Here is a 25126-nt window from a genome sequence, read left to right as displayed (position 1 = left end):
ATCCTTGCCAACCGAGTACAGCATCACAGGCCGCGCAGCCTCCGCAACAACCTCACGCATAATATGTATCGATTCCGCCTCAAGACGCTGTAAATGCGTCAGAGTCTCCGACGGCGATCGTTTTGCATTCCCGTATTGCATGGCTAATACCCCTATTAATTGCCCCTTCCTAGCTAAGGAACATAAAGAATTGACCTGCCATATGGCATTGCTACATACGTCCTTGCTCGGTCAAGCAGGTGCAGGGATTTTGCGGGAACCGTTTCAATAACATGCAGTTTTAAAAAAATTGTGAGGAATCGCATAGTTGCGCGTTTGCACAATTGGTAGGGCTTAGTTTTATAAAAAATCAGAATCTTCTAAAACAGTATCTAGGCCAGCGCCAACACGCTGGAGAGTATAAAGCGTACAAGATCCGCCTGCCCGCGCGCGCCCATCTTGCTATAGATCTTTTTGGAGTAATTACGTGCTGTACCGATCGTGAGGGAAAGATTTTCCGCGGCCTCGGCAATTGACTGGCCGCGGCTAAGCGCCCAAGCAAGTCTCGCCTCGCTTGGCAACAAGCCAAAGAGTTCAGCGATCTGTTCATGCCGATCGGCTGTGGTGCGGGTGTCGCCTTGCAGGTAAGCGATCATGACCGGTGTGCGGGCAGTGGATATGGCCGGCCTGACGAGAGGCACCAACAGCAGATTAAGCCATGGATCATCTGAGATGTTGAGTGCCCGCGGCCGCGGCGCGACTGCTGAGCATATATGGGTGAGAGAGGCAAAGAGTTTGCGTTGCACGGCCGGAGAATTGGCGTTAAGGCGGCCGTTCTTGGAAATCGTGAGTCCAGGATTTTGGACCATCATCCTATGCGCTGAGGGGCTTACCTCGACAATAGACCCCGTGGTATCGATGGTGATCCATCCGAAATTGAGACGAGAGAAAACATCGTCTGCAACGCTGGATTGTTGTCGTTGCCGCTCCAGGACAATACGGCTACGCAGGGATTGCCGAAAATGTTTAGTCAGGCGCGCGAGCAACTCCTCTTCTGCGGCGCTGAAGTCCTCATCGGCACGTGCCATGCTTAGCCAGGCGCTGACGCCACTAGGTTCGGTTACCCTTATTAGTCGCATGAAATTGATTCCGCTTGGCTCCAACATGGTGCGCCGGAATGCGGCATGCATAGGATCTGCCTCATTCAATAATTCAGGCAAGGCGTAAACACGCCCTTCCTGCAACTGGAGGTGAAGTGTCTCGAAAGGATCTACTTTATACAGCTGCTCATCATAGAGTTTTTGCAATTCAGCGGGTGCGCGTCTACCAGAGAAAAACTCAAGAACCTGGGCGAAAGGTCGGTCAGGCGGGCGAAAGATGATACCGGTATAGTCGGCACGCATGCGCACGCGCCATTTATTAAGAAAATCATTCCATAGGCTGTCTTCGAACGGCCCTTCATGAAGAGCAGCAATCAGGGCGTCATCAAGCTCCAACCGGTCCATTACCAATGATCCCATATGGCAGGTTCAAAGTCGATAGCAATGTCCGATCTAAAGGACAATAGGGCGCGCAGTGAGCGTAGATAGTCTCAGGAGGAAGCAGGAAGGCAATGGCCAGTTTGACGGAAGGAGCACGTTCTGCTCTAGAAAATACCTTCTTGCTCGAACGAGGGGCGTTGCTAGATATGGCATGCGCACGCACCGGATTGCGAGATTTTGGCGACACGTGGTTCTTCGAACCAATGGACCGCTACATCACCGCGGCCAACGCCGAAGGACGGCTGACGCCACAGGGGTTTGCGGCACAGACGGAGAGCATCGTCAAAGGGCTTGCCAACCGTCAGCGCATGGTCGAGTGCATCAGGAAGCATCCGGAAATTTTAGATGAGACCGTTGATGTGGCGGGCATCATTCTGGGGCTTCCGCGTACAGGAAGCACCATTTTTCACCGGTTGCTTGCCTCCGCACCGGGTATGACTGCGATTCGCTGGTACGAGGCACAGAATTTTGCGCCATTTCCCAATGAGGCTCCCGGCAATCCGGTTGAGAGGCGGGCCTATGCCCAGGCGATGATCGATGGCTGGCTGCAACTGGCGCCGGAATTGGCCTCGATCCACCCGCTTGATCCGGATGCGCCGGATGAGGAAATCCTGATTCTGGGGCAGATGTTCGTCTCAACGATGGTCGAGGCGATGACCTTTGTGCCCTCTTTCGCTGAGTGGTTGAACGGTTATGACCAATCTCGCGGGCACGAGGATCTGAAAACCATCCTGAAATTTCTGCAGTGGCAGGATCCGTCCCGTCGCGGCTGCAAATGGATTTTGAAGAGCCCCTCGCATCTTCCGTATACCAAAGTGGTGGCACAGGCTTTTCCCAATGCGGTGCTTATTATGACGCACCGCGATCCATTGCAGACCGTGCCATCCTACGTATCCATGCAGGCTGCGCTGTACAAGCTTGCATCGACAATCTCCGACAACGAGATTGGCGCTTTTTGGTCCGCGCGGCTAGTCGATTGGATGCGCCGCTTTGAGGTAGCAAGAGCGGAACTTGGCGAAGAACGCTTTATCGATATTGACTACCGTGAAGTCGCGCGTGCGCCCTTGGCGCAGGCGGAGAAGGTGCTTGCGCGCATGGGGATCGCGCGGGATGCGCGGGTCGATGCGGCATTGGAGGAGTTTATGGCGGGGAATCAGCGTGAGCAGCGGCCCATGCATGACTATGCTTCCGTGCGTTTTGGCCTCGATGAAGAGGCGATCAAGCAGGACTTTTCCGGATACCGCGCACGTTATATTCGCTGAATTTTTGAATTGTGTGTGGGAGGAAATACAAGATGTTATTGCGTGACAAGGTTGTGGTGATCAGTGGCGTGGGGCCGGGCCTGGGGCAGGCGCTGGCGAATCTCGCGGCGGCGGAAGGAGCGCGTGTCGTTCTGGCTGCGCGCAACAAGGATTACCTGAACAAGCTGGTTGCCGAGATTACAGGAAAAGGCGGCCAGGCCATCGCTGTTCCCTGCGACGTAAGCAATGCCGCGCAATGCCAGGCATTGGCCGAAGCTAGTGCGCAGGCGTTCGGTGGGCGCATACATGGGCTGGTGAACAGCGCCTATTTGCACGGCCAATGGAGCTTCGTCGCAAATGCTGATCCGCAGGATTGGGCTAATGTCTTCGACGTGAATTGCCTGGGCGCCCTGCGGTTGACCCAGGCCTGTATTCCCTTCCTGAAAGGAGGCGGCGCCGTTGTAAATATTTCAACCATGGCCACTGTGCGCCCCTACGGTGGCGCATATGGTATGGAGATGGGGTATGCCGCGGCTAAGGGCGGGCTCAATGTACTGAGTAAATATATGGCGGCAGATCTGGGCCAGTATGGCATCAGGGTGAATACTTGCCGCATGGGCTGGATTCATGGGGCGCCGGTGGAAAATTATATCGATATCGAAGTGATTAAAGGCCGCAGCCGAGCTGATATAATCGCCGAAATTACACACGATATTCCGCTCAAGGTAATTCCGCCACAGGATGACTGCGCGCGCGCTGTCCTCATGCTGCTGTCAGACTACGCCGGGGTCGTATCCGGCGCGACGCTGGATATCAATGGCGGACAGTGGATGAGTCCCTAACCGGCTCCACCAAAGCAGGAGGTTGATTATGACCGAGTTCCAGCAGAATCAGACATCATTAGAACGAATCTGGGAGGACTTTTGCGCTCAGCTAGCTGAGGCGGGTAGCGTGCTGCTCCGGGAGAGCTCGCCGCGCACGCCGCTCGACCAAGCGGAAGGTGTACGTTATCTCAGCCGTTTGACGCGGACCGCGCTTAACATGCATGTTGACAGCGCCGACCCCGATTTTCCTAGGCTTTTTAAACTGGCTGACGATAAGATCAAGATTGGTGCGGACAACCCCGATAACATCTACGAGCAGGCTGTTATTGGCGGTGACAGGACTTACCGGATCAGAGGTCGGGTAAATGGTGTTCCATACCTTAGCTTCGGCACCAAAGCCAACCGCTATGCGACTAATGGTACGATGATATCTACTGGGGAGGTTGAACTCTCAAATCTAGTCGTGACGGAGGATGGCGATTTTGAAATCATTGTGTCGCGCCAGCCCAGCCCCGGTAACTGGCTGCCGATGGCGGATGACAGCACGCTGCTGATTGTGCGGCAAACTTTCCACGACAAAAAGACGCAAAAACCCGCTGAGATCGCCATTGAACGCATCAATGGAGGACCAGCTAAGCCGGCCTTGCTGACGCCGGAGGTCATCGCCAAGCAGCTGACAGCGGCTGCGTCTTTTGTGCGCGGCACAGCCAATACATTTGCAGACTGGTCGGAATGGTTCAAGACGCGGCCAAACCGCATTTATGAAACTGATCAAACAATATTTCAGCGTGCTGGCGGTGACCCCAAAATCTGGTATGGCCACGCCTATTTCGAGTTGCAGCCGGGCGAAGCCTGGGTGCTGCGGGTCCACCCGCCAAAATGCCGGATGTGGAATTTCCAGCTCGATAATTGGTGGATGGAGTCGCTTGACTATGTGCACCATAAAATATGGCTGAATGGGCATCAGGCGCACTACGAACCAGATGGTAGCGTTGTCATAGTTTGCTCCGAGGAGGATCCCGGCTTTGGTAATTGGGTTGATCTCGCCGGCCATTTGCATGGCACCGCCCTGTGGCGCTGGATCGAGGCGGAAGATCACCCTGTGCCGGCATGTGAAGTCATCAAGCTTGACCAGCCAAGAATGATGGTCGAATGAACACAAAAGCCGTTAACACGGCAAGAGGAACAAAGAAATGCTTGAATGGAGTAAAATTCATCCGACTGTGGTGCAGGACCCTCGGGAAGGGTTTGACCCTGATGCGGTTACCGTCAGCGACGTAATCGAAATCGCGGCCCCAGTGGAGGTGGTCTGGAAGGTTCTAATCGATTTGGAACGTTATGGGGAATGGAACCCATTTTGTGTTCGTGCCGCCTCAACGCTGGAATTGGGTGCGCCGGTGCAGATGAGCCTGGTGAATTATTGCGTGCCGGGCAGTCTGATTCCGAATTGCGAATATGTCTGCGCCTATGAACCGGAACGTCGTCTCTCCTGGCGGCTTCCCTATGCTGAGAGCTGGCCCTACCCCGCGCGGCGTGATCAGGTTTTGGAGTCGACCAGTCCTGAAAGTTGCCGTTATATATCGTCCGACGCTTTCTTGGGTGTGAACGGCATCCACGTGTTCCGCTTCGCCGGTCCTTGGATCAAGAGGGCGTTCGACGATACGGCCAAGGCGCTGAAGGCCTACAGCGAGGCTTTATACCAGAGCCGGTCTGGCAGCCCTTAGAGTCCCTTTCAAAACCTCTTGCCCGGCTCGGATAGGGTGATTCATGGGAGGAGATGGCCTTACCTCTACTCCCTGACGCCCTGTGGCTGATTGTCGAACCGTTATTTATAAGCGCCGGCGCAAAAACCGACCACGGGAGCGGCGGAATCGTTCCTCCGCGGGCAGGGTAAAACTCGTCCACCTATCTCCTTCCTGCTGGCGGGATTATGGGATATCTGGCAGGGCGCGGATGGCGTGAAGCTACGCAGCTTCACGATTATCACCACCAGCGCCAACGCCCTCGCCAGCCGATCCATGACCGCATGCCGGTCCTCATCGAGAAGCGGGACTGGCCATTGTGGCTGGGGGAGCAAGAAGGCGTCCTCTGCGACCTCCTCCATCCCCCAGGGAACGAGGTTTTGCGGGCTTGGCCGGTGAGCCGCCACGTCAACGATCCCAGGCACAACACCCCCAGCCTGCTGGACAATGTCGCTTAGAAGCTCGGCCGCCGCCACCTCGGCTCGCTATCCCAAGAACAGAATGTAGTTTACATTGACTGCCCCGTGGGAAGTCTAACCATGACGGTGGGCTAAATTGCCCAAGGCCCAAAAGTGTACCGATGCGGATCGCCGCGCCGTTTGCCGCCAACATGGGTGTGTTTCACCAAGCCGGTTTGCAGCAATGTCTGAATGGCGTTGCGGTAACGCTTCGTGCCCCAGCCGAACATCCTGCCCGCCGCCTCCAGCGCCTCGGGGACAATAACAAAGTCTTCTCCCCTGCTGGCGCGCGCGGCATGATTGGCCGTTAGATCCGCCAGCAACATGAAGGCGTCGGTTCCCCCAGGGATTTGCCGAAGTTGAGTGTACACCTCCGTTGGAATGGCAATCCCAGGCCTTTCCGAACTAAACAGCCGTCCCTCGGCCTTGTAGCGCCAAACCGACTGCACGGTCCGCCGGATCTCCGCGTCCCTGAGTGGCACCGCAAAGCCGGCATTGATCATCTTGGCACGCTCGAATAACGCGGTTTCCGAGTGGATGGCCATGGCGTCCTGGCGCAGGGCGTCAAACAGGCTCGTGTTGCGCCACCCGACCTCCACCGTTCCCGGATTGTAATCCCGCAGCTCGGCTTTGCCCGAGATGCCTTCGAGCGCCCCTTTCTTCAGCGGCGGCAGCGCCTCCCGCCATGCCCAGCTGCCCTCGACAAATTCGTATGAGCCAACGCCGCCACCCTCGAACTGCCTCATGCTCGGAGGCGCGACGACAAAGCCGCCCTCGGCCTTGATGTCCCCCTGGATTCCATCGAATTCAAACCGCCCGCACCGCTCCCCTTCCGAGCTGTAATACAGGTGCAAACCACCCCGAGGCGTGGCGACGACGATTGGCGTCTCACCGAAACGCGCCTCCAACGCAGCGCGGCGCCCTGGGGTATCACAGTCAATGACGGTGACGCCCGAGGCGCCGGAGATAATGCCAAGATTGGCGGTTTGCAGGTCTGGGCGGAGCACCAGCTTTTGCAGCCAAACCTCGCTTTGCGGCCTTTTGATCCCACTCCATTTGACCAGCGGCAGCTTCCCGTCGGCACCGCCACAGGGAATGACCGCGAAGCCGTGTGCCAAAGCCGCTGCCGCTTGCCTGACAAAGGCGCCAACCGGCTTGGCCGCGACACAAGCCTCATCAGGCTGGGCACAGCCTAGTGTAATAGACGGGGGAATTTTGATCATGAAGGGGCCTCGGAAAAATGCCCCCGTCGATTGAACACGCTTGGTCGCCTGCGCAGCTCAGCCGCCCTGCCCACACGACGGCTTCTAGGCCCGCACTAAATTTGTAGGCTTCTCCTCATGGCGGTTCGGGGCAATTTCAGCGTCCTGCAGCATGGTGAATGCTGGCTTCGTCCCCGGTGAGAGCAAGCGGCGCCAAGCTGACCGCCAGCGCAAGGCGCCAGCGATTTTAGGCCGGGCCGCTGCTCATGGCGCCAAATTCACCGACCGGGCGCGATCCGGGCTGGATGCTGGGTTTAGGAGCCACGCGAACGGGGAAGATCAGTTTGACGCGCTACTTGGGCTGCTGGGCATGATCGCCGTCGCTAACGGCTCCCAGCGGGAGCGAAGCGAGCCACCTGCGCGCGGAGCCTGCTGGGAGGGATGGATTCTAGGCCGGTAGCGCCCTGACTTTATACTGGCTTTCAGGCCTGGATGCCGTAATCTTGAGGGTGAGCCACCGCCTAGTCAGGAGTCGCCGCCGTATGCGTGCCGCCATCTACGCCCGATTTTCTTCGGATAATCAAAGAGATGCCTCGATCGAGGATCAGGTTCGGGTGTGCCGTGAACTGATCTCGCGGCAGGGCTGGCGGGAGGTGGAGGTGTTCACGGATTTCGCCATCAGCGGCGCCACGGACCGGCGCCCCGGCTTCCTCGCGCTGCAGAACGCGATCAAAGCCGGGCAGATTGACGCCGTGGTGGCGGAGGCGTTGGACCGGGTCAGCCGTGACCAGGAGCACATCGCGCGTTTTTATAAGCTGACGGATTTCTCCAGGATTCGCTTTGTGACCGTCGCGGAAGGTGAGATTTCCGAGCTGCATGTCGGCCTGAAGGGAACGATGAACGCCCTGCTCCTGAAGGATTTGGGGCAAAAGACCCACCGTGGGCTCGAGGGGCGGGTGCAGGCCGGCAAGAACCCCGGCGGTATCTGCTACGGCTACCGCCCGGTGAGACAGCTCACCGCTGAGGGCACGCTGACCACGGGCGATCGTGCCATTGATGAGGCGGAAGCCGCGATCGTGCGCCGGATCTTCCGGGCCTATGTTGGCGGGCAATCGGCTTACGCGATCGCGCGGCAACTAAACGCGGAGAAGGTGCCCGGCCCACGTGACGGCTCATGGTCGGCCTCTCTTCTGTTGGGCAATGCGTCCCGAGAGACGGGCGTTCTGCGCAATCGCCTCTACGCGGGGGTCATGGTGTGGAACCGGCAGAGCTATGCCAAGGATCCGATGACGGGCAAACGTATTTCCCGCCCTAATCCTCCCGAGAAATGGACCTTCAAGCCCATTCCCGAGTTGCAGATCATCGACGCCGAGTTGTGGGACGCGGCACAGCTGATCCTGCAAGCCAAGCGGGAAATCCTCAAAGAACAGAATGCCGATACCGAAGAGGTACCGACAATTGGCGCGCGCCTTAACCGCGCGCGGCGTCCCGCCTGGGCGCTCTCAGGACTGGTGCGTTGTGGCCTGTGTGGCGGCGCGATATCTGTTGTTGGCGGCCAGGGTCAGCGTCTCGGCTGTACCGCGCATCATTACCGTGGAAAATGTGACAACCCCCGGTCTATCCCCAAGGCAAAATTGCTCGCGCGTGTCTTGGAGGGGCTTAAGCGCTACCTGCTGGCGCCCGAACTCGTTGAGAAGTTCGTGGACGCGTATTGCCATGAGGTTAAAATCGCCAATCAGGAGCGCGGTGCGCGCCGGGCCAAGCTGGTAGCGGAGCAGGCCCGGCTTAGTCGCCAAGTCAAATCTTTGGTGACGACGATCAAGGATACGGGTGGTAGCCGCAGCTTGGTGAACGAGCTTCAGGCGCTCGAACAGCGGCAAGATGACCTCGCAGCCGAATTGGCGCGCGAAGAAACCCCCGAGCCGCTGATTGAGCTCCATCCCAATTTGGCGGCGGTTTATCGCCGTCGCGTTGAATTGCTGCAGGAAGGTCTGCAAAATTCCGAGTTCGCCGCGGCAGCCACTGAGGCCCTGCGCAGCCTGATCGACGCGATCATCATTTACCCGGAGGAAGGACGCGGTCAGTACCGGGTGGAACTGCGGGGCGACCTTGCCGCCTTCATGCATCTGCCGGATGACGGAACTGATTCCGGGCGCAAAAAAGCAAAAGCCCGTGCTGTTGGGGGCACGGGCTTGCTTTGTTCCGGAAGTACGGATTCGTTGGTTGCGGGGGCCAGATTTGAACTGACGACCTTCAGGTTATGAGCCTGACGATGATTAAAATTTCTCAATTAAATTCTGGAGCTTTTTTAAACTATGTACTTACTACACTAATTTTTACACTTAAAAACAACGTGCCAAACCTATTTTTGCCCCAAAATGCCCTAACTGAGCTTTTCTATTAAGGTGGGTTGTCGATGCCGTTGGATCAGACTAAAATAATTGGTCAGCGTTTTGCGCCAGCCAAACGCCTCGTGAGCAAGATTCGGTGAAGAACAAGGTCCGCCTCGCGTGAGACCGGAGGCACGGTCCGGACGGCGTGGCCGAGCTTTAGCGGCGCGAGGCAATCGCGGAATGCCTTTAATACAACTGGGTCGAAAGATCCTCACGATGCTCACAAGCGCCGTTTGAGCCACATCACTACGGGCGCTACAACCCCGAGCGAGGATTAAGTTGATGCGCCCTGCCAAAACGTCATGATCAGACCGCCGATCACGATAAACGCGCCTCCGACCAGAATGGGCATGGTTGGACCCTGGGCAAATGCAAAATAGGAAATCACCTGAGCCGCAACAAAGAACAAAGCCAGATAAACGCCAAGTAAGCGGCCAAAATCCCAGCCTGGCAGATTGACGACGACGCCATAGATAAACAATGTGGCGGCACCCGCAACGAACCAGAGCCCGCGCGGCATACCGCTTACGCCCAACCCTTTACGAACCAATGCGTCACCTCCGGATTCGAGAAATGCTGCCAAGGTGAGCATGAGCAGGGCAGGCAAAATTGACACTGTAATCTCCGCGGTGAAGTTATTGGAAGTTAAAGCGTGATCATTTCAACCCAATTTGGAACGTTGTTAGCATCGGCAAACACAGTAAAGCTTCGCGAATGTCGATTGGTTTCAGTTAGGTGAAAGGGCTTCGATAATCCGGCATTCAGCAACCGTACCATGACCGCATTGGCCGACGATCTGCCGTAACTCGGCGCCCAAGGCCGTCAGATCCACGATTTTGCGGTCCACTTCGGCCAAGTGCCCACGGGCGATGACATCAATTTCAGCGCAAGATTGGTCTTTCTGATCGGCCAGCCGCAGCAATTCGCGGACCTGATCCAATGAAAACCCTAGATCGCGCGCACGGCGCACAAAGCTCAACCGCGCCAGATGTTCAGCGCGGTAGGCGCGGTAATTACCGGCAGTGCGTTCGGGTTCGGGGAGCAGGCCGGCCCGTTCGTAATACCGGACCGTCTCAACCTTGGTGTCGGTCGCACGCGCCAGATCGCCGATGCTTAAACTGTCATGATCCATGGTCTTGACCCTGTAGCTGCTACAGGGTGCATACACCATCCTTCATTACTTCGTCGAGGATGAGAATGTCTAAAAGTTGCTGCGCCCCTGCTACGGTCACGCCCGTCCTAGACCCGGGATGGCGACGCGTTCTCTGGATCGCGCTGATCGTCAATGGCGGGTTTTTTATAGGCGAGATCGTCGCAGGGGCCGCGGCGGGTTCAGCGGCTTTGCAGGCCGATGCACTCGATTTTCTCGGCGACTCAGCGAATTACGCCATCAGCCTGGGTGTTGCTGGCATGGCGCTCGCCTGGCGTTCCCGCGCCGCTTTGGCGAAAGGCTGGACCATGCTGGCATTTGCAGCATGGGTCCTCGCAAACACGGCTTGGCATGCTTATGCCGGGACATTACCGAGCGCCGTCGTCATGGGGGGCGTCGGTTTCGCGGCATTGCTTGCGAATGGAGGTGTCGCGCTCATGCTGTGGCGTTACCGCGGCGGCGATGCGAACCGGCGCTCGGCCTGGATATGTTCGCGCAATGACGCGATCGGAAATCTGATCGTACTCCTCGCCGCGGCTGGTGTCTTCGGCACCCATACAGGTTGGCCAGATGTTATTGTTGCCGGTGTCATGGGGGCGTTGGGCCTGCAAGGCGGTTTGCAGATACTCCGCCAGGCGCATGCCGAACTGCGCCTGAACCCCTCACCGCGTCCCATCCCCGCCGGAGAATAACCTATGTCCGCACACCAACACGCCATCGCCGGCAACAATGACCGCCACGATGATCACGACGACCATGATGGCCATAAGGGGCACGCCCACCACGGCCATGGACATGCGCACGCCCCGGCAAATTTCGGGAAAGCGTTTGCCATCGGCATCATCCTCAACCTCGCTTACGTGGTTGGCGAAGCGTTTTATGGTGTGGTCGCTCATTCGCTCGCCTTGCTCGCCGATGCGGGACATAACCTCGGCGACGTGTTGGGTCTGGCAAGCGCCTGGGCGGCCTCGATCCTGGCGCGGCGTCGCCCTAGTCACCGTTACACATACGGGCTCCGGCGATCCTCCATCCTGGCGGCCCTTAGCAATGCGATTATATTATTGGTGGTCACCGGTGGCATCGCCTGGGAAGGTATCCGGCGGTTAATCGACCCTGAACCGGCCGGCGGCTCCATCATCATGGTGGTCGCGGCCGTCGGCATTTTGATCAACGGCGCCACGGCATTGCTATTCATGGCGGGGCGCAAGGATGATCTCAATATCAAGGGCGCTTTCATGCACATGGCGTCTGATGCATTCGTCGCTCTGGGCGTAGTAATCGCCGGTGCGGTGATTTACTTTACCGGGTGGCTGTGGGTCGATCCGGCGATCAGCCTTGTCGTCAGCGCGATTATTGTGGCTGGCACATGGTCATTATTACGAGATTCCATGAAGCTGGCGCTGGATGCCGTCCCACCGGGCATCAATGCCGCGAAGGTCGAGGCCTATTTGCGCGGATTACCGGGCGTTTCCGGCATTCACGACCTTCATATCTGGGGCATGAGTACAACAGAGACAGCGCTCACGGCGCATCTGGTCAGGCCTGGTGCGGGTTTGGATGATGGGCTGTTGCACGAGGCGGCTGAAGAATTGAAAGAGCATCATGGCATCAGCCATGCAACGTTCCAGGTTGAGGATGGCACCGGCGCGCACGCCTGCGGGTTGCACTCAAACGAGACCGTCTAAAGGAAAGTTTGATAACGAATTTCTGACTCTTACAAAATAAGTCTGTGGAGACTTTTGTATGAACGCGCAAGCTTTTTTCTTGATCGCCGCCGTTGCAGGTGTTGGCATTCTGCACACAATCGTGCCGGACCATTGGGTGCCGATCACGCTGATCGCGCGCCAGCGCGGCTGGTCCAAGCGCGAGACAGGCGAGGCGGCTTTCAAGGCTGGTGTTGGTCATGTTCTCTCGACGCTGGTGATTGGCATCGCGGTGTGGATTGCTGGTGTCGCCTTCGCAGACAAATTCGGCCATGTTGTCGACACCGCGGCGAGCCTCGCTTTAATCGGCTTTGGCGGCTGGATCGCGGTCTCCGCTCTGCGTGAGATGCGCGGTTCTGGTGGCCATGGCCACACCCATGGTCATGCGCTCGGCCATAGTCACGATTTTTCCCATCTTGGCGGCACGCCTGGACCGGACGGAATTCATGGGCCTGAACTCCAGGAGATTGAAACCGGCCATGGCGCCCTGAAGTTGTCGATCTTTGAATCCGGCCAGCCGCCGCATTTTCGGCTGACCGGCACAACGGCGGATTCAATCGATGTCGAGACGTTGCGAGACAATAGCGCGCGGCAAATTTTTACGATGGTCAAACGCAAAGATTACTGGGAATCGGTTGACGAAATTCCCGAGCCCCACGGGTTTACCGTTGAGATCACGGTCGAGCACGGTGGCCACGCCCATAAATATCCCGCTGAATTTATAGAGCATGCGCATGATCATCACGGCCACGACCATGGTGAAGAACCTGAGAATGACCCGCTCTACGCGCCATTGCGCGGTGGAGAGGTTGTCCTTGTCCGCCATGCCCATATCCATCGGCATGGCAACGGTCCGGCGCATCAGCATTTTCATGATCATGACGCGCAAAATACTCACAACATTGCGACCAATACCGAAGCTGCACCGCCGCTGCATGTCCATCAGCACAAAACATCGTCACGCACCGCGTTGCTGTTGATCCTCGGTTCGTCGCCAATGGTCGAGGGAATTCCGGCATTTTTTGCGGCTGGTAAATATGGCGTCGGCGTGATCGGGCTGATGGCCATCGTGTTCGCGATCAGTACGATTGCGACCTATGTGCTGCTTTGCGTGTATTCCACGACCAGTCTGCAACGGGTCAGTTTTGGCCGCTTTGAACGGTATGGCGAAGTTTTGAGCGGCGCCTTTATCGCTTTAGTCGGTGTCGTATTCTGGCTATTTCCGGTTCTATAGAAATGGCTATCTTATATATGGCCTGACCATATCGCCAAAATGCTTCAAAAAAACTTTACATGCAGCGGCTGTACACATTTGAATTATGCAAATGTTAGAGCATTTTCCGATCAAGTTGACTGATACCCTGCTTTGGCGAAGAAATTTTTGCATTCGGTTGGGATAAATTTTTCGATTGCGTTGGCGGCGGCTTTCCTGAGGTCTTCGAGGGTTCTTGGTTCTGAGGCTCTGATGAGAGCTTTGAATTTTGAGAAGGCCATCTCGATAGGATTGAAGTCTGGGGAGTATGGCGGAAGATAGAGCAGGTGGGCGCCGCCGGCCTCGATGGCGCTGCGCACGCCGGTAATTTTGTGTGCTGGCAAATTGTCCATGACAACGATATCGCCTGGCGTCAGCTCGGGAACCAGGAACTGCTCGACATAGGCCAAGAAGTGCTCACCATCCATGGGACCGTCCAGCACCATCGGCGCGGATAGTTTGCCCAGGCGCAGACCTGCGGTGAAGGTTGTCGTCATCCAGTGGCCGTGAGGAACTGCGGCGATGCAGCGCTTACCCTTTGGAGCTCTGCCGCGCAGCCGGGCCATCTTGGTTGTGATGCCGGTCTCATCGATAAACACCAGCTTCTCGGGGTTCAGGAGAGGCTGATCGGCCACCCATTTATCGCGTGCAGCCGCTACGTCGGCGCGTTGCTGCTCGGCCGCATGCGCTGTCTTTTTTTATATGTGATTTTGCGGCGGTCGAAGAACCGCCAAAGCGTCCCGATGCCGACCCGGGTTCCGTGCGCCGCAAGTTTTTCCTGCAGTTCAGCCAGCGTGATATCGCGGCGCTCCTCGACTTGGCGAAGAATGAACTCCGCTTCCGCCTCAATCCGGCCGGACTTACGATCACCACCGTTACGCAATCACCACCGTTACGCAACGGCGCAATGTCACCAGAGGCTCTCATCTGCGCCTGCCAGCGGATCGCGCTGGACGCGCTGACCTTGAAACGTGCCGCCGCTTCGCGGCACGAAAGACCTTCCGATATGGCAGCACAGACACGCCGCCGAAGATCAAGGGAAATCGCTTTCGCCATGCATGCCGGCCTCCTTCGCCAGCACACATCTTGAATCAGATCAAAGCCGCTTTGGGAATCCCTTCCGATTCATTCAGATAGGAAAACGCTCTAGCGAAGAGAGCGAATCAAATCAAGTTATCGGCTTTAGAGCTATCAGCGGCCCCCACTTTCCCCGACGCCCAAAACAACAAGCCACCACCGACAAAAATCATCGGAATAGAAAGCGCTTGGCCCATCGTGAAGCCAAACGGCAAAAACCCTAAAAACCAATCCGGTTCTCGAAAAAATTCGCCAGTAGTGCGCGCAACACCGTATCCTAAGATAAATAGGCCAGTGAGCATACCGACATTATTCCGAACTTTTACGGAGCGGGATGCAAACACCATTATAATAAAAAGCAACACCCCCTCTAGCGAGGCTTCAATCAACTCGGAGGGGTAGCGCGGCACCAAGGAGCCAGATTGCGGATAGATCATAGGAAATGGAAACCATGCGGCAGCGGGCCGTCCCCAAAGTTCTCCATTAATAAAGTTAGCAAGTCTTCCCAAGAATAGGCCAATTGGCACTGTAACCGCGACGCGGTCTGCAAACCGTAGAATAGCTATTTTGTTTTTTCGGCAGAACCAGATAATGGCGATCGTCACGCCCAGAAAGCCGCCATGAAAGCTCATACCGCCATCCCAAACGGCAATCATTCTCGAAGGATGAGTAAAGAAAAATATTGGCTGGTAGAATAATACATAGCCTAACCGACCGCCTAGAATGATGCCTAACGTGGCCCACGTCAGAAAATCGTCAACCTGCTCCCCTGTCGCGGCCACCGGGTTCAATGAAACCAACCGTCGCACAACGCGCCAGCCAATCAACAGCGCGGTGATATAAGCCAGAGCGTAATAATGGATTGCGAAAGGCCCGACACGCACAAGGACGGGATCAAAGTGTGGCCACATCATCGGCTTCATCGAAATTTCCGCCTTCATCAAATTAGTTTAGCTTTTTGTCTCAATCGTCTTTTTAACGATGCCACTCTGTGTCGCTTAGTAAAAAGTTGGCGGCACATTTGGCGTCGGTCTTAAGCGGTCATAAGACCTCGGCTGTAAGCTCCCCAGATTTTTGCATCTGAGTATTTAAAAAAATGCCGTGCGGAGAACGCCCTACGTCTATCGCTGAGTATTTTCCGGTTTCTGGGTTCATCACCGCCACCTGCTCAGCAAAGCGCAGGCTGATCCAGAGATTTCCGTCCGGCGCTATACCTAGATCATCCGGGCCACCCGGCAGAACATAATTTCGACGGACCGCGAGTGTGGTTGGATCAATCGCCGTAACGGAACCGCCGAGTCGGTTAGACACATAGATCGTTGCTTTATCAGGGGACAGAAAGAGGTTATGTGCGCCAACCCCCGTTTTAATCCGGCGCAAGACTGTCCCATTTAGCGGGTCAACTTCGGCAATATGATCGCTTCCCATGATACAAACTAAGATTTTATTGTTATGCCACAAAACACCGGCGGGCGTAGGGCCAACTTTCACAATCCATCTTGTCGTCATGCTATCGAGATCGAAGGACGCTAGAATATTGCCGCCCTGACATGAGTTAAAACTCCATTTAGAATCTGGCGAAAAACTCAAGTGGCTCGGCATTGATCCCGGCGCAAAGCGCTTAACAAGATTGAGTGTCGAAGCTTCGTAAATATCAACGAAATTTAGTCGTAAAGCATTTACTACTAAATATTTCTGATCTGGCGTATATCCCAATTGATACGGATCAGCTGTAACTTTATGTCCAAGCGCCGCCCCTGTAATCGGGTCCAGGATAAAAAGGGAATTGCCACTAGCATCCGCAACATACAATTTGGAGCGATCCGGCGAAAGCGCCCAGTGGCTCGGCTCACGAAGGGTGGGCACCGTGGAAATAACCTGGTGGGTATCCATGTCGATCAGGCTAATAGAGGCCGAGGCAGAGTTCATAACCATGGCAAGCGGTCGAACATTTGACGCGAATGCGGGTCGGCTGAGGCCGATTAGCGGTAAAGCTAAGGCGGAGCGTCGAGATAACTTCATTGTTTTATTCTCACAATTTCGGTTCATTATGTGCCCCCAACCGGCCACTAAAGGTTGGGCTTTACAAAGCGCAAAGTCATTGCGTCGCTCTCTCCGATAGCCAAGTATTTTGTTCGGTCTTTTTCGCCCTGTTCCAAGGTCGGGGGTAAAAACCATACTGGGTAGGTGCTGTCGTCCTTAGGATTGGCATTTATCTCGGAAGTAGCCGCGAGTTGAAAACCAGCTTTTTTGGCCTGTAGGATCATATATGCTTCCGGTATCCGCCCTGCGGCGATTGTGTCCGACACATCGCTGCCGGGTTTGGCCCGGTGCTCAACAATTCCCAAAACGCCGCCAGGTTTCAAGGTCTGGTAGGCTGACCTCAGAAAAGCTTGCATCTCCAAATCTGACACTTCCCTGTGAGTATTTAAATAGACAAGGTCGTGGAGATTATCAAAAGTTAGAACCATATCGACTGAGTCTGGCGCGCCAAGCGGCATATAATTGGGCGGATCGAAGGGCATGACAAGGACGTTTTTATAAACTTGTGGATCAGATGAAAGTTTCTTTTGAAACATCATGGCCATTTTACGGGCGTAGGGATTTGCACTGGAGAGTGGCTCGGCGGCTTCAATAAGTTGGCCATGGTCTTTTAGGTAGGGCGCCAAAATTTCGGTAAACCAGCCGGCACCCGGCAATACTTCAACCACCGTCATGTCGGGCCGAATTCCAAAAAAATCCAGGGTTTGTAGGGGGTGGCGATATTTATCGCGTGCTTCAAAAGTAGGCGTACGCTGCGGTCCAGCAATTACGGCAGCGAGGGCCGGATCATCCGCCGTTCCGGTCGCTGCAAAGGCGGGAGCATAAATGGCAACGGCAAAACTGAACATGATCGCAGCACGTAGAACAGACTTCATGACTAATTCCCCGACAAGTTTTGATGTAGCGATGCTTTTTAGACCTACGACGCAATTTTGGCGATCTAATCCGAAGTCTTTCGGTGTCTGCCGATTCTATTTGTCATGCGCGATCATGACACTTTCCTAAATTCAGTTCACCACCGGACTGTGGCTGCCACAACAGATCGTCCATAGTCAGACATGGCTGACTTGTAATCGCCTCGGCGATATTCGACCTCGATAAAGAGGCAATGGGCCCCCACCGGCGGCGGCACGATAAGATTCGGTCGTCTCGGTGGAAGCGGTATCGATGGCAGTCGGAGCCTCAATCGTCATCTTCACCGCCGGTGCAATAATCGGTCTTCGTGGTTGATGAGAACCGGCCGATCAGAAGTTCGCGCCTGAATGGTCCCCCTCTCTCCGTTTCTTCGGCCGACACGTCGAACACAAATTCCTGACCGGGTCGCATAAGGTGGCCGGCCAGAGTCACAGGCCGGACCACCAGATAGATCGCCGCCCAAGGGCAGCAGCTATAACACGCCGTCTTGCCATTCTGTCGGTCGCTGATGTCGCCGCGATTAGCAGCTGCCAAGATTGACTCCTGGATGGTGAGCGTTTCGTCCGGGTTTGGGTCATGCGTCCAAAGAAATTCCATTGCAGGCCCAGCCTTCGGGTCGCGCCTGAACTGAGAGATGTGACTGGGTGAGGTCAGACAGAACAGGTCGAACCCCGGTTTGCCCGGTCGCGGCAGCCGTTTTCCATGCGTGAAAATATTGTCAAAAGGGTTGCCTGAAGATGCTTGTGGCACCGTATGATGGTTGTAGGCGGTGCCCGACAACAGGTTGGGTTGGACGACCAACTGGCCTATCAGGAACGCCTCCTGGATTACCGACTTGATCTGGGATTCGATCCGCATATGCATTTCCGGGGTCGGTACGAAACCATCACGATGCAGTGCCTGTGCCGAGTCATGGGTCGATTGCAGGGCAGCTATCCGACTGCGCAAAGCAGCAGATTCGGCCGGCCGGTCCTTTGTGGCGCGCAGCGCGTCGGAGACAGCAATGCCGGCGTGTTCGACCATCACCCGGCCTGCGGCCAACATGGCGACCAGATGCGCCAACGGGCACGGGTCAGCCTCGACGAATTCGGGCAGATCGAACGGTAGATGTCCCGGCAGCACATAATCCTTGTTGTCAGCAGCCGCAGCTGCGAAGGCCAGGAAGTCTGCGACGTGCGAATAGAACAGATCCACCTGCTCGGCGGTGATCCGCGGCACGAAGCCGACTGTCTCGGGATCAAGGTCATAATCCGCCTTGATGAAAGCATCGCCCAGGGTCTGAAGCGAGAAGCCGATCCAGACGGCAGTGAAATAGGCCCGGTCACCTGCGCTCATCGTCCATGGCGACGTACCACCATCAGCTAGGTCGGCGCGCTTCTTTTCGGCCTCGATGAAGAAGCTGTAGGCTACACCGCCAGCGGTGCGGTAAGATTCGATTGTCTCGGCGGAAATTTCCCCTCGGATGAAGGCGCGCATTCGTGCGAAGAAGCCTGGATGCATGTGGTTGTCGGTAGTCTGGTTGCTCATGGTATATCTTTCAGGCTTTACCGGCCGTACTGCCAAAATCGTATGGAACTCCTTGGAGCCGCGGAGTTGGTTTTGGTCAGGTGCTGACTTGCACGATATCGCCATGCAGCACGAGTGCCACGGCTTCCGCAAAATCAGTGCCGCGTTCAGGCACGATGACGTCAGAGGTGCCAAGATAGTCGTCCGGCACCGGCGTGGCATTGCGATCGAGCAGATCGTGTAGTTCAATCAATGCTTGGTCGTAACCCGATCTGTCGTCGGTAGTGAGGGCATTCAGAAGTCGGCGATCCAGCATCTCCAGGGCACTGGCATGCATTTCGGGCAGTTCACACTGCCCGTGACCAAACGAGCGGATGATCATTTCGAGTTCTCCTGCTGATGTTCGATTATCCCGTCGATCTGCGGGCTGGGCTGGGCAGGGCTGGGCAGTGAGGTTGGTTTGGAGGGAGCCAAACCCATCTGCGCCTTTAGCCGCTCTAGATCGCTGGCGACATCAGCGTTCGCGGTTGCCTGGTTGAGCTGCAACTGGACTGGGTCAATCGGAAGGCCGGTATCGAAATCGAGATGGCAGGCAACTTCACTGAGCGCATCGGCCCGTGCAGATTGCTGCGAAATTTTCATCCGGGCGCGGTCCATTGCGGCATTGACTGAACCCATTTCCTCCGTGATGCCAGCCACCGATGACGCGGCGACAACCTGCGCGGTGGCGGCTGTTGCGGTTGCCGCCAAGGTCTCCTTTTCTATCCGGAAGGCGGCAATCTTTGCAGCAAGGCGGTGACTGGACGCTTCGAGGTCGGATTGCTTGTTCAGCATCTGCTGCCGCTGGCTCTCCAGCGATTTGCGCTGCTCCAGCAAGGGCACGCGTCGCGCCAGGGCTTGCTGTGCAAGTGTCTCGTCGCCCATCGTCAGCGCCTGCTTTGCTTGACCCTCAATGGTGGCGTTCTGGTGGTCCAGTCTGTCGATCTGCTGTTCGATCTGTTTGCGTGCAGTCACGACCTCGACGATCGCCCGCTTTAGATTGGTCAGGGTGTCGTTCATCTGATTATAGGCATGATTGAACATTTCGGCCGGCACTTCGGCTCGGTCCAGCGCGGCGTCGCCCTTGGCAGCAACGATTGTTTTCAGACGGGCAAAAAAACTCATGTGACGGTTAACTCCATTGTTCGGGTTTGGCGGCGGCTGGTTCGTCAAGTGCCGCCGCGGGATAGGACCATTAGCTGTTATGTACCCTGGATTTTCTGGAGGTTACAGCAGGGGTCGTCGCCGTGAGCTTCCCTACATACATTGCCTTGATGATGCCCCTGCGGCCAACGAAGATCGTCGGCGGCACCGCGAAGTCGCCGGTTTTTTCGAAAAGCGTGGTCAACCGTGATTTTCCTCTGCCTCCCGGATCCGTCCATATCGGGTAGCTGACCGGCTGTTGCTCCAGAAACGCCTGAACCTGCGATGCCAGATCGGCGAGGTCGACGCCGACCAGATCGTACGAAATCTTCCTTGCCATTCTTGGCGTAGGTCCGGCTGAGTAGCGGCATCTTTCTCGCGGCAACGCAGGCACCAAATCGCAGAGGTATTGATGATTGCCGGCATATCAGCCCGTTCCTAAACCTTGATGCTGTCATAGCGGACCTCGGTTATCATACCCGTCATCATGTGGTAGAGATTATGGCAATGGAGCGGCCAACGCCCAGGGTTGTTAGCATCGAAGGCGATCCGCACGCTGCCCATCGGCGTAACTAGCACGGTGTCTCGCTTGGCGCCCCTGATCGGCTGACCGTTCACCGCGATGACCTGAAACGCGTGGCCGTGAAGGTGCATCGGGTGCGCCATCATCGAATTGTTGACCATCTCGATTTCCACACGCTGGCCCATCTGGAGCACCAGCGGTGTGATATGTGGCCAGTATTCCCCGTTCAGTGACCAGGAATAGGGTTTCATACCGCCCGCGAGGACCATCCGGTGTACAAGATCGGGCTGGCGGGGCGCGAGCGGCGCGCGTGCGACCAACCGCGTCTCCATAGAATTGTCGATTGGTTGCATCCTGTCGAGCCCGGTTTCGTCGATGCGGGGAGCCGATGCCCCAGGTGTTGTCAGCACAATACCGGTGCATCTCCGTGTACCCTCCAGCCGCGCCAGGATCGGGAACGCGCCAGCACCTGGCAGGTCAACCAGGATATCGAGCCGCTGCGCGATTGCCAGAGGAAAGCGCCGGCCCGCCACCGGGTACACCGGGTGGCCGTCAACCGCCACCACATGACCGGCCAACGCGCCTAAATCGACCCAGAACTGGCTAGATGAGGCCCCATTGATGATTCTGAGACGGACCCGCCCCGAACGTTCCACCTGAACAATCTCGGGATCGCTCAAGGTGCGATCATTCGCCAGAAAAGCATCATAGTCGATGTCGTTCAGGTCCATCTTCATGCCGCCCATGGATCCCATAACGTTTTTCTTCGACATGGTACCCATACCCTGCATGCCTTGCATCATGCCCATCGCATTTTCGCCCGATACCTGTGGTGGTGAAGATGCGGAGACGTTTTCGCTCGTAGTGGCCAACGCGCGAATTTGGGAAGGCGTTTGGCCAGTCAGGCTGGCCAACAGCGCGTCAGGACTCCTGAAGCTGAAATCATGCAGCATGAGCACGATCTCCTGGCGATCCTCGCGGAGTTCGATCGCATCGCGCACGATCAGCGGCGCCGTCATCAGGCTCTGCTCCTGCAGGCCCTGATGTGAATGCATCCAGTAAGTTCCTGGGATCGGCGCGTAGTCATAAGTGCGTGTAGCCGCCGGAGCGATTGGTGGAGTCTGTGGCCAGGGGAAGCCGTCCTGGGTCCATGGCGGGAGCTGACCGTGCCAATGGATGATCGTGTTATCGGCGGTCTGATTAGCGAGCTCGACCTGGAACCGCTCGCCTGGCGCCAAAGTAAGGCCAGGGCGCCCAGCCTCATCGGATAAACGAAACACCTTCGCCGCGCGACCGTTCACCTCCAGGCTGCGTGTGTCCGCGATCAGTCGGCGCTTGGACTCGATGGCCGTAGCGGCATGGGCACCAACCGCGGTCATCGCACTCAGTGACAGGCCACCGGCCATAAGGCCACGGCGGGAAACCATCGTCATCTTCTTATCCTTTTTCTTGTTCAGCAGCTGCCTGAAAGGGTCAGCCGATCCCGCGTTCGGGGCAGTCAATGAATTTTGTAACCTTCATCCTCAATGGCCTTAATCACGGCCTCGGTCGGGATCGTCGCCAGGTCGCCATCGATCTTGACAACCCCATGATTGAGATCGACCGCGACGTCCGCACCTGGAACAACTGTGTGAACCGCATTAGTCACAGCCCGGACGCAATGGCCACACGTCATACCGCCAACTTTGAATTCCAACATCGCCAGTCTCCATCTGAATTGAAATAATTTCTGTCGGAATGAGCTATTCACACCGATCTCCATTAAGATGGGGTTTCCCACAATGGGAATGTCAATACCCGGCCAGCACAGAATCAACCCCTTGACCTTCCCACTGTGGTAATCACCAGATGAGCATGATCGGTAAGGGGTCCGACAATGGAGATTGTGATGAACACCGCAAGTATGGTCGCGGGGGCAACCACCAAAGTCCCGCAGGGAGGTAATTCAAGCCGGATTGAACTCTCTATTGAGGGCATGACTTGCGCGTCGTGTGTTTCGCGGGTCGAAGGGGCGATTCAGCATGTGCCCGGCGTCGCTGCGGTATCAGTCAACCTGAGTTCCGAGCATGTGCAGGTCACATTCGCGAGTGCCGAGGCCAATATTGGCGCCGTGGTGACTGCCGTTGAAAAGGCTGGGTACGGTGTGGCAAGCCACGATATCGAACTGGCGATCGACGGCATGACTTGCGCCTCCTGTGTCGCGCGGGTGGAACGCGCGTTACACAAAGTTTCAGGCGTCACATCGGCTAGTGTGAATCTGGCTAACGAAATGGCGCGTGTCAGCGGAATCGGCGTTGACGAAACGGCACTAATCGCCGCGGTGGAGCATGCCGGGTACGGAGCACGCCTCACCGGACGGGGCGTTTCGGAAGACGACAGAAAAAAGCATGAATCTCGTGCAGCGCTGATTCATGTCCGTATCGCCGCCCTGCTCACCGCACCGTTATTTATAATTATGATCCTGCGTCTTACCGGCAGCCCGTTTGAGTTGCCCGGCTGGGTGGAGCTCGCCCTCGCCACGCCGGTGCAATTCTGGCTCGGCGGGCGCTTCTACCGTGCCGGCTGGAAAGCGCTGCGGGCAGGCACTGGCAACATGGACCTGCTTGTCGCCCTGGGCACCTCCGCTGCCTATGGGCTCAGCCTCTGGCTACTCATCCGCGCTTGGGCGACGGGAACAACACCCGCAGCGCTCTACTTCGATTCCTCGACAATCGTGATCACCCTGATGCTGTTCGGCAAATGGCTGGAGGCGCGTGGTAAGCGCCAGACCGGAGAGGCATTGCGCGCGCTCACGGCACTGCGCCCGGAGCGGGCGCGCCTGCGCGAAACCGACGGCACGGAACGCGAAGTCGCGGTCAATCAGGTGACGGTGGGTGATATCGTGGTCATCAGGCCTGGCGAGCGCATCCCAGTAGACGGCGTAATCCAAGAAGGCGAAAGCGCTGCTGACGAATCCATGTTGACCGGTGAGAGCCTGCCGGTGCTGAAGTCGCCGGGTGACAAGGTGATCGGCGGTGCCATCAATGGAGAAGGATTGCTCCTTGTCGAAACCAGCGCGGTCGGCGCGGAATCGGCGCTCGCGCGCATCGTGCGTTTGGTCGAGAATGCCCAGGCGACGAAAGCACCGATGCAGAAGCTGGTCGATAGGGTCGCCGCGGTGTTCGTGCCCGTGGTGCTCGGTATCGCCGCGGTGACCTTTTTGGCCTGGTGGCTTACGACCGGACAAGTCGAGCACGCGATCCTGGCTGCTGTTTCGGTGCTGGTCATCGCCTGTCCGTGCTCGCTCGGCCTCGCCACGCCGACCGCTGTCATGGCGGGAACCGGCGTCGCAGCAAAATATGGCATCCTGATCAAGGACGCAGAGACCCTGGAGATCGCCCACCGGATAGACACCGTAGCCTTCGACAAGACTGGCACGCTCACCGAAGGCAATCCCTCGATTATCGCACTCGAAGCGGTGGACGGTGCCCAAGTCGCGGAACTGCTGCGTCTCGCGGTCGGGGTACAGCAAGCAAGCGAGCACCCGCTCGCCAAGGCCGTACGCGAGCGGGCAAAAGCCGATGGTATCCGGCCACCACATTCAACGGATGTACGGACGCTGCCGGGGCGCGGCATGAAAGCAACCGTCGATGGACATGAACTGGTGCTCGGTTCGCGCCGCGTGATCGAGGAAAACGGTCTCGATTCGACCGTGTTGGAGGCCCGTGCCACCGCACTCCAGGAGGAAGGACGCACCGTGTCTTGGCTGATCGAGACAGGTCCCGATCCGCGCGTCATTGGCCTGATCGGCTTCGGCGATGCGTTGAAATCCACGGCGCGGCAAGCGGTTGCCGCCCTGCATGCCCGGGGGCTGCGCGTCGCGATGCTGACTGGCGATAATCCGGGAAGCGCGCGAGTCGCAGCTCATTCACTCGGCATCGACGACGTGCAGGCAGAAATCCTGCCCGAGCACAAAGCCGAAGCTGTCCATGCCCTGCAGAAGGTGGGGCGTATCGTCGCCATGGTGGGCGACGGCGTGAACGATGCACCGGCGCTTGCGCAAGCAGATCTTGGTATCGCCATGGGCACCGGCTCAGACGTTGCGATACATACCGCTGGAATGACCTTGATGCGCGGCGACCCAGCACTTGTCGCGGACGCAATCGACATCAGCCGCCGCACTTTTTCCAAGATCCGTCAGGGTCTATTTTGGGCCTTCTTTTACAACGTAGTGGGAATTCCACTTGCCGCCCTCGGCTATCTCAGCCCGGTGATCGCCGGCGCTGCCATGGCCTTCTCCAGCGTCAGCGTCGTCTCCAACGCGCTGCTGTTGCGCCGCTGGAAGCCGAACGGACGCGCGGTTCGGATTGTTGCGCCTGAGCCCGACGTCAAAATTGCAATCGCCAGTTAGACGAC

At 57.0% G+C, this 25126-nt stretch carries 22 protein-coding genes and 2 pseudogenes; 10 read left to right on the top strand and 14 right to left on the bottom strand.

The features are described 5' to 3' along the window. Positions 1-371: 371 nt before the first annotated feature. Positions 372-1484: a hypothetical protein gene (locus LI953_RS10625; protein WP_227076046.1), complete on the bottom strand. Its 1113-nt coding sequence runs from the start codon at positions 1482-1484 to the stop codon at positions 372-374. Between the two features lie 107 nt (positions 1485-1591). On the opposite strand from LI953_RS10625, the gene LI953_RS10620 reads away from it, so the two are divergent. The 5 genes and pseudogenes from LI953_RS10620 (at position 1592) to LI953_RS15605 (ending at position 5785) form a co-directional block, all read left to right on the top strand. Continuing rightward, positions 1592-2782, top strand: coding sequence for a sulfotransferase (locus tag LI953_RS10620; RefSeq protein WP_227076045.1), 1191 nt, complete (start codon positions 1592-1594; stop codon positions 2780-2782). A gap of 32 nt (positions 2783-2814) precedes the next feature. Beyond that, positions 2815-3603, top strand: coding sequence for an SDR family oxidoreductase (locus LI953_RS10615; RefSeq protein WP_227076044.1), 789 nt, complete (start codon positions 2815-2817; stop codon positions 3601-3603). Between the two features lie 28 nt (positions 3604-3631). Next, on the top strand, positions 3632-4741 hold the full coding sequence (locus LI953_RS10610; protein WP_227076043.1) for a DUF1214 domain-containing protein: 1110 nt from the start codon (positions 3632-3634) through the stop codon (positions 4739-4741). Positions 4742-4778: 37 nt separating this feature from the next. Next, a complete protein-coding gene (locus tag LI953_RS10605; protein ID WP_227076042.1) occupies positions 4779-5309 on the top strand; it encodes an SRPBCC domain-containing protein in 531 nt (176 codons plus the stop codon). A gap of 183 nt (positions 5310-5492) precedes the next feature. Then, positions 5493-5785: pseudogene (locus tag LI953_RS15605) on the top strand (SOS response-associated peptidase). A 92-nt stretch (positions 5786-5877) separates the two neighbouring features. On the opposite strand, the gene LI953_RS10595 reads toward LI953_RS15605, so the two are convergent. Next, on the bottom strand, positions 5878-7008 hold the full coding sequence (locus LI953_RS10595) for a bifunctional DNA primase/polymerase (protein ID WP_227076040.1): 1131 nt from the start codon (positions 7006-7008) through the stop codon (positions 5878-5880). Positions 7009-7529: 521 nt separating this feature from the next. On the opposite strand from LI953_RS10595, the gene LI953_RS10590 reads away from it, so the two are divergent. Continuing rightward, a complete protein-coding gene (locus LI953_RS10590) occupies positions 7530-9251 on the top strand; it encodes a recombinase family protein (RefSeq protein WP_227076039.1) in 1722 nt (573 codons plus the stop codon). Between the two features lie 403 nt (positions 9252-9654). On the opposite strand, the gene LI953_RS10585 is transcribed toward LI953_RS10590, so the two are convergent. Together LI953_RS10585 and LI953_RS10580 are read right to left on the bottom strand one after the other, a co-directional pair. Beyond that, the gene (locus LI953_RS10585) at positions 9655-9996 is read right to left on the bottom strand and encodes a hypothetical protein (RefSeq protein ID WP_227076038.1); all 342 of its coding nucleotides are present in this window, start codon (positions 9994-9996) and stop codon (positions 9655-9657) included. A 111-nt stretch (positions 9997-10107) separates the two neighbouring features. Next, positions 10108-10512 (bottom strand): helix-turn-helix domain-containing protein, encoded by a 405-nt coding sequence (locus LI953_RS10580; RefSeq protein ID WP_227076037.1) that lies wholly within the window; start codon positions 10510-10512, stop codon positions 10108-10110. Between the two features lie 65 nt (positions 10513-10577). On the opposite strand from LI953_RS10580, the gene LI953_RS10575 reads away from it, so the two are divergent. Genes LI953_RS10575 through LI953_RS10565 form a run of 3 tightly spaced genes read left to right on the top strand, consistent with a single transcriptional unit; the run spans position 10578 to position 13467 of the window. Continuing rightward, complete coding sequence (locus LI953_RS10575; protein WP_227076036.1) at positions 10578-11222, top strand: cation transporter; 645 nt, start codon at positions 10578-10580, stop codon at positions 11220-11222. A 3-nt stretch (positions 11223-11225) separates the two neighbouring features. Further along, entirely contained in the window at positions 11226-12215 is a 990-nt protein-coding gene (locus tag LI953_RS10570; protein WP_227076035.1) for a cation diffusion facilitator family transporter, read from the top strand. 58 nt (positions 12216-12273) lie between these two features. Next, positions 12274-13467, top strand: a complete 1194-nt coding sequence (locus tag LI953_RS10565; RefSeq protein ID WP_227076034.1) for a hypothetical protein — start codon at positions 12274-12276, stop codon at positions 13465-13467. Positions 13468-13577: 110 nt separating this feature from the next. Here the strand turns inward: LI953_RS10565 and LI953_RS10560 are convergent. The 10 genes and pseudogenes from LI953_RS10560 to LI953_RS10515 form a co-directional block, all read right to left on the bottom strand. Then, a pseudogene (locus LI953_RS10560) lies at positions 13578-14541 on the bottom strand (IS630 family transposase). A 107-nt stretch (positions 14542-14648) separates the two neighbouring features. Continuing rightward, on the bottom strand, positions 14649-15485 hold the full coding sequence (gene lgt, locus LI953_RS10555; protein ID WP_227076033.1) for a prolipoprotein diacylglyceryl transferase: 837 nt from the start codon (positions 15483-15485) through the stop codon (positions 14649-14651). A gap of 118 nt (positions 15486-15603) precedes the next feature. Then, positions 15604-16491 (bottom strand): YncE family protein, encoded by an 888-nt coding sequence (locus LI953_RS10550; protein WP_227076032.1) that lies wholly within the window; start codon positions 16489-16491, stop codon positions 15604-15606. 140 nt (positions 16492-16631) lie between these two features. Further along, the gene (locus tag LI953_RS10545; protein WP_227076031.1) at positions 16632-17480 is read right to left on the bottom strand and encodes a class I SAM-dependent methyltransferase; all 849 of its coding nucleotides are present in this window, start codon (positions 17478-17480) and stop codon (positions 16632-16634) included. A 307-nt stretch (positions 17481-17787) separates the two neighbouring features. Next, on the bottom strand, positions 17788-19047 hold the full coding sequence (locus LI953_RS10540; RefSeq protein WP_227076030.1) for a hypothetical protein: 1260 nt from the start codon (positions 19045-19047) through the stop codon (positions 17788-17790). 76 nt (positions 19048-19123) lie between these two features. Next, positions 19124-19408, bottom strand: coding sequence for a PspA-associated protein PspAA (gene pspAA / locus LI953_RS10535; protein ID WP_048880637.1), 285 nt, complete (start codon positions 19406-19408; stop codon positions 19124-19126). Continuing rightward, entirely contained in the window at positions 19405-20190 is a 786-nt protein-coding gene (locus LI953_RS10530; RefSeq protein ID WP_227076029.1) for a PspA/IM30 family protein, read from the bottom strand. Before LI953_RS10530 ends, pspAA begins: the two co-directional genes overlap by 4 nt. Before the next feature lie 70 nt (positions 20191-20260). Beyond that, a complete protein-coding gene (locus LI953_RS10525) occupies positions 20261-20548 on the bottom strand; it encodes a hypothetical protein (protein ID WP_227076028.1) in 288 nt (95 codons plus the stop codon). Positions 20549-20646: 98 nt separating this feature from the next. Next, positions 20647-22164, bottom strand: a complete 1518-nt coding sequence (locus LI953_RS10520; protein ID WP_227076027.1) for a multicopper oxidase family protein — start codon at positions 22162-22164, stop codon at positions 20647-20649. A 65-nt stretch (positions 22165-22229) separates the two neighbouring features. Further along, on the bottom strand, positions 22230-22406 hold the full coding sequence (locus LI953_RS10515) for a heavy-metal-associated domain-containing protein (RefSeq protein WP_227076055.1): 177 nt from the start codon (positions 22404-22406) through the stop codon (positions 22230-22232). A gap of 201 nt (positions 22407-22607) precedes the next feature. Here LI953_RS10515 and LI953_RS10510 point away from each other — a divergent pair, with 201 nt between their 5' ends. After that, complete coding sequence (locus LI953_RS10510) at positions 22608-25121, top strand: heavy metal translocating P-type ATPase (protein WP_304505190.1); 2514 nt, start codon at positions 22608-22610, stop codon at positions 25119-25121. Positions 25122-25126 lie beyond the last annotated feature (5 nt).

The organism is Acidocella sp. KAb 2-4 (genome assembly GCF_020567705.1).
Lineage (GTDB): Bacteria > Pseudomonadota > Alphaproteobacteria > Acetobacterales > Acetobacteraceae > Acidocella.
Note: the sequence above shows the minus strand (reverse complement) of the source record. Positions and strands in the feature narration are given on the sequence as shown.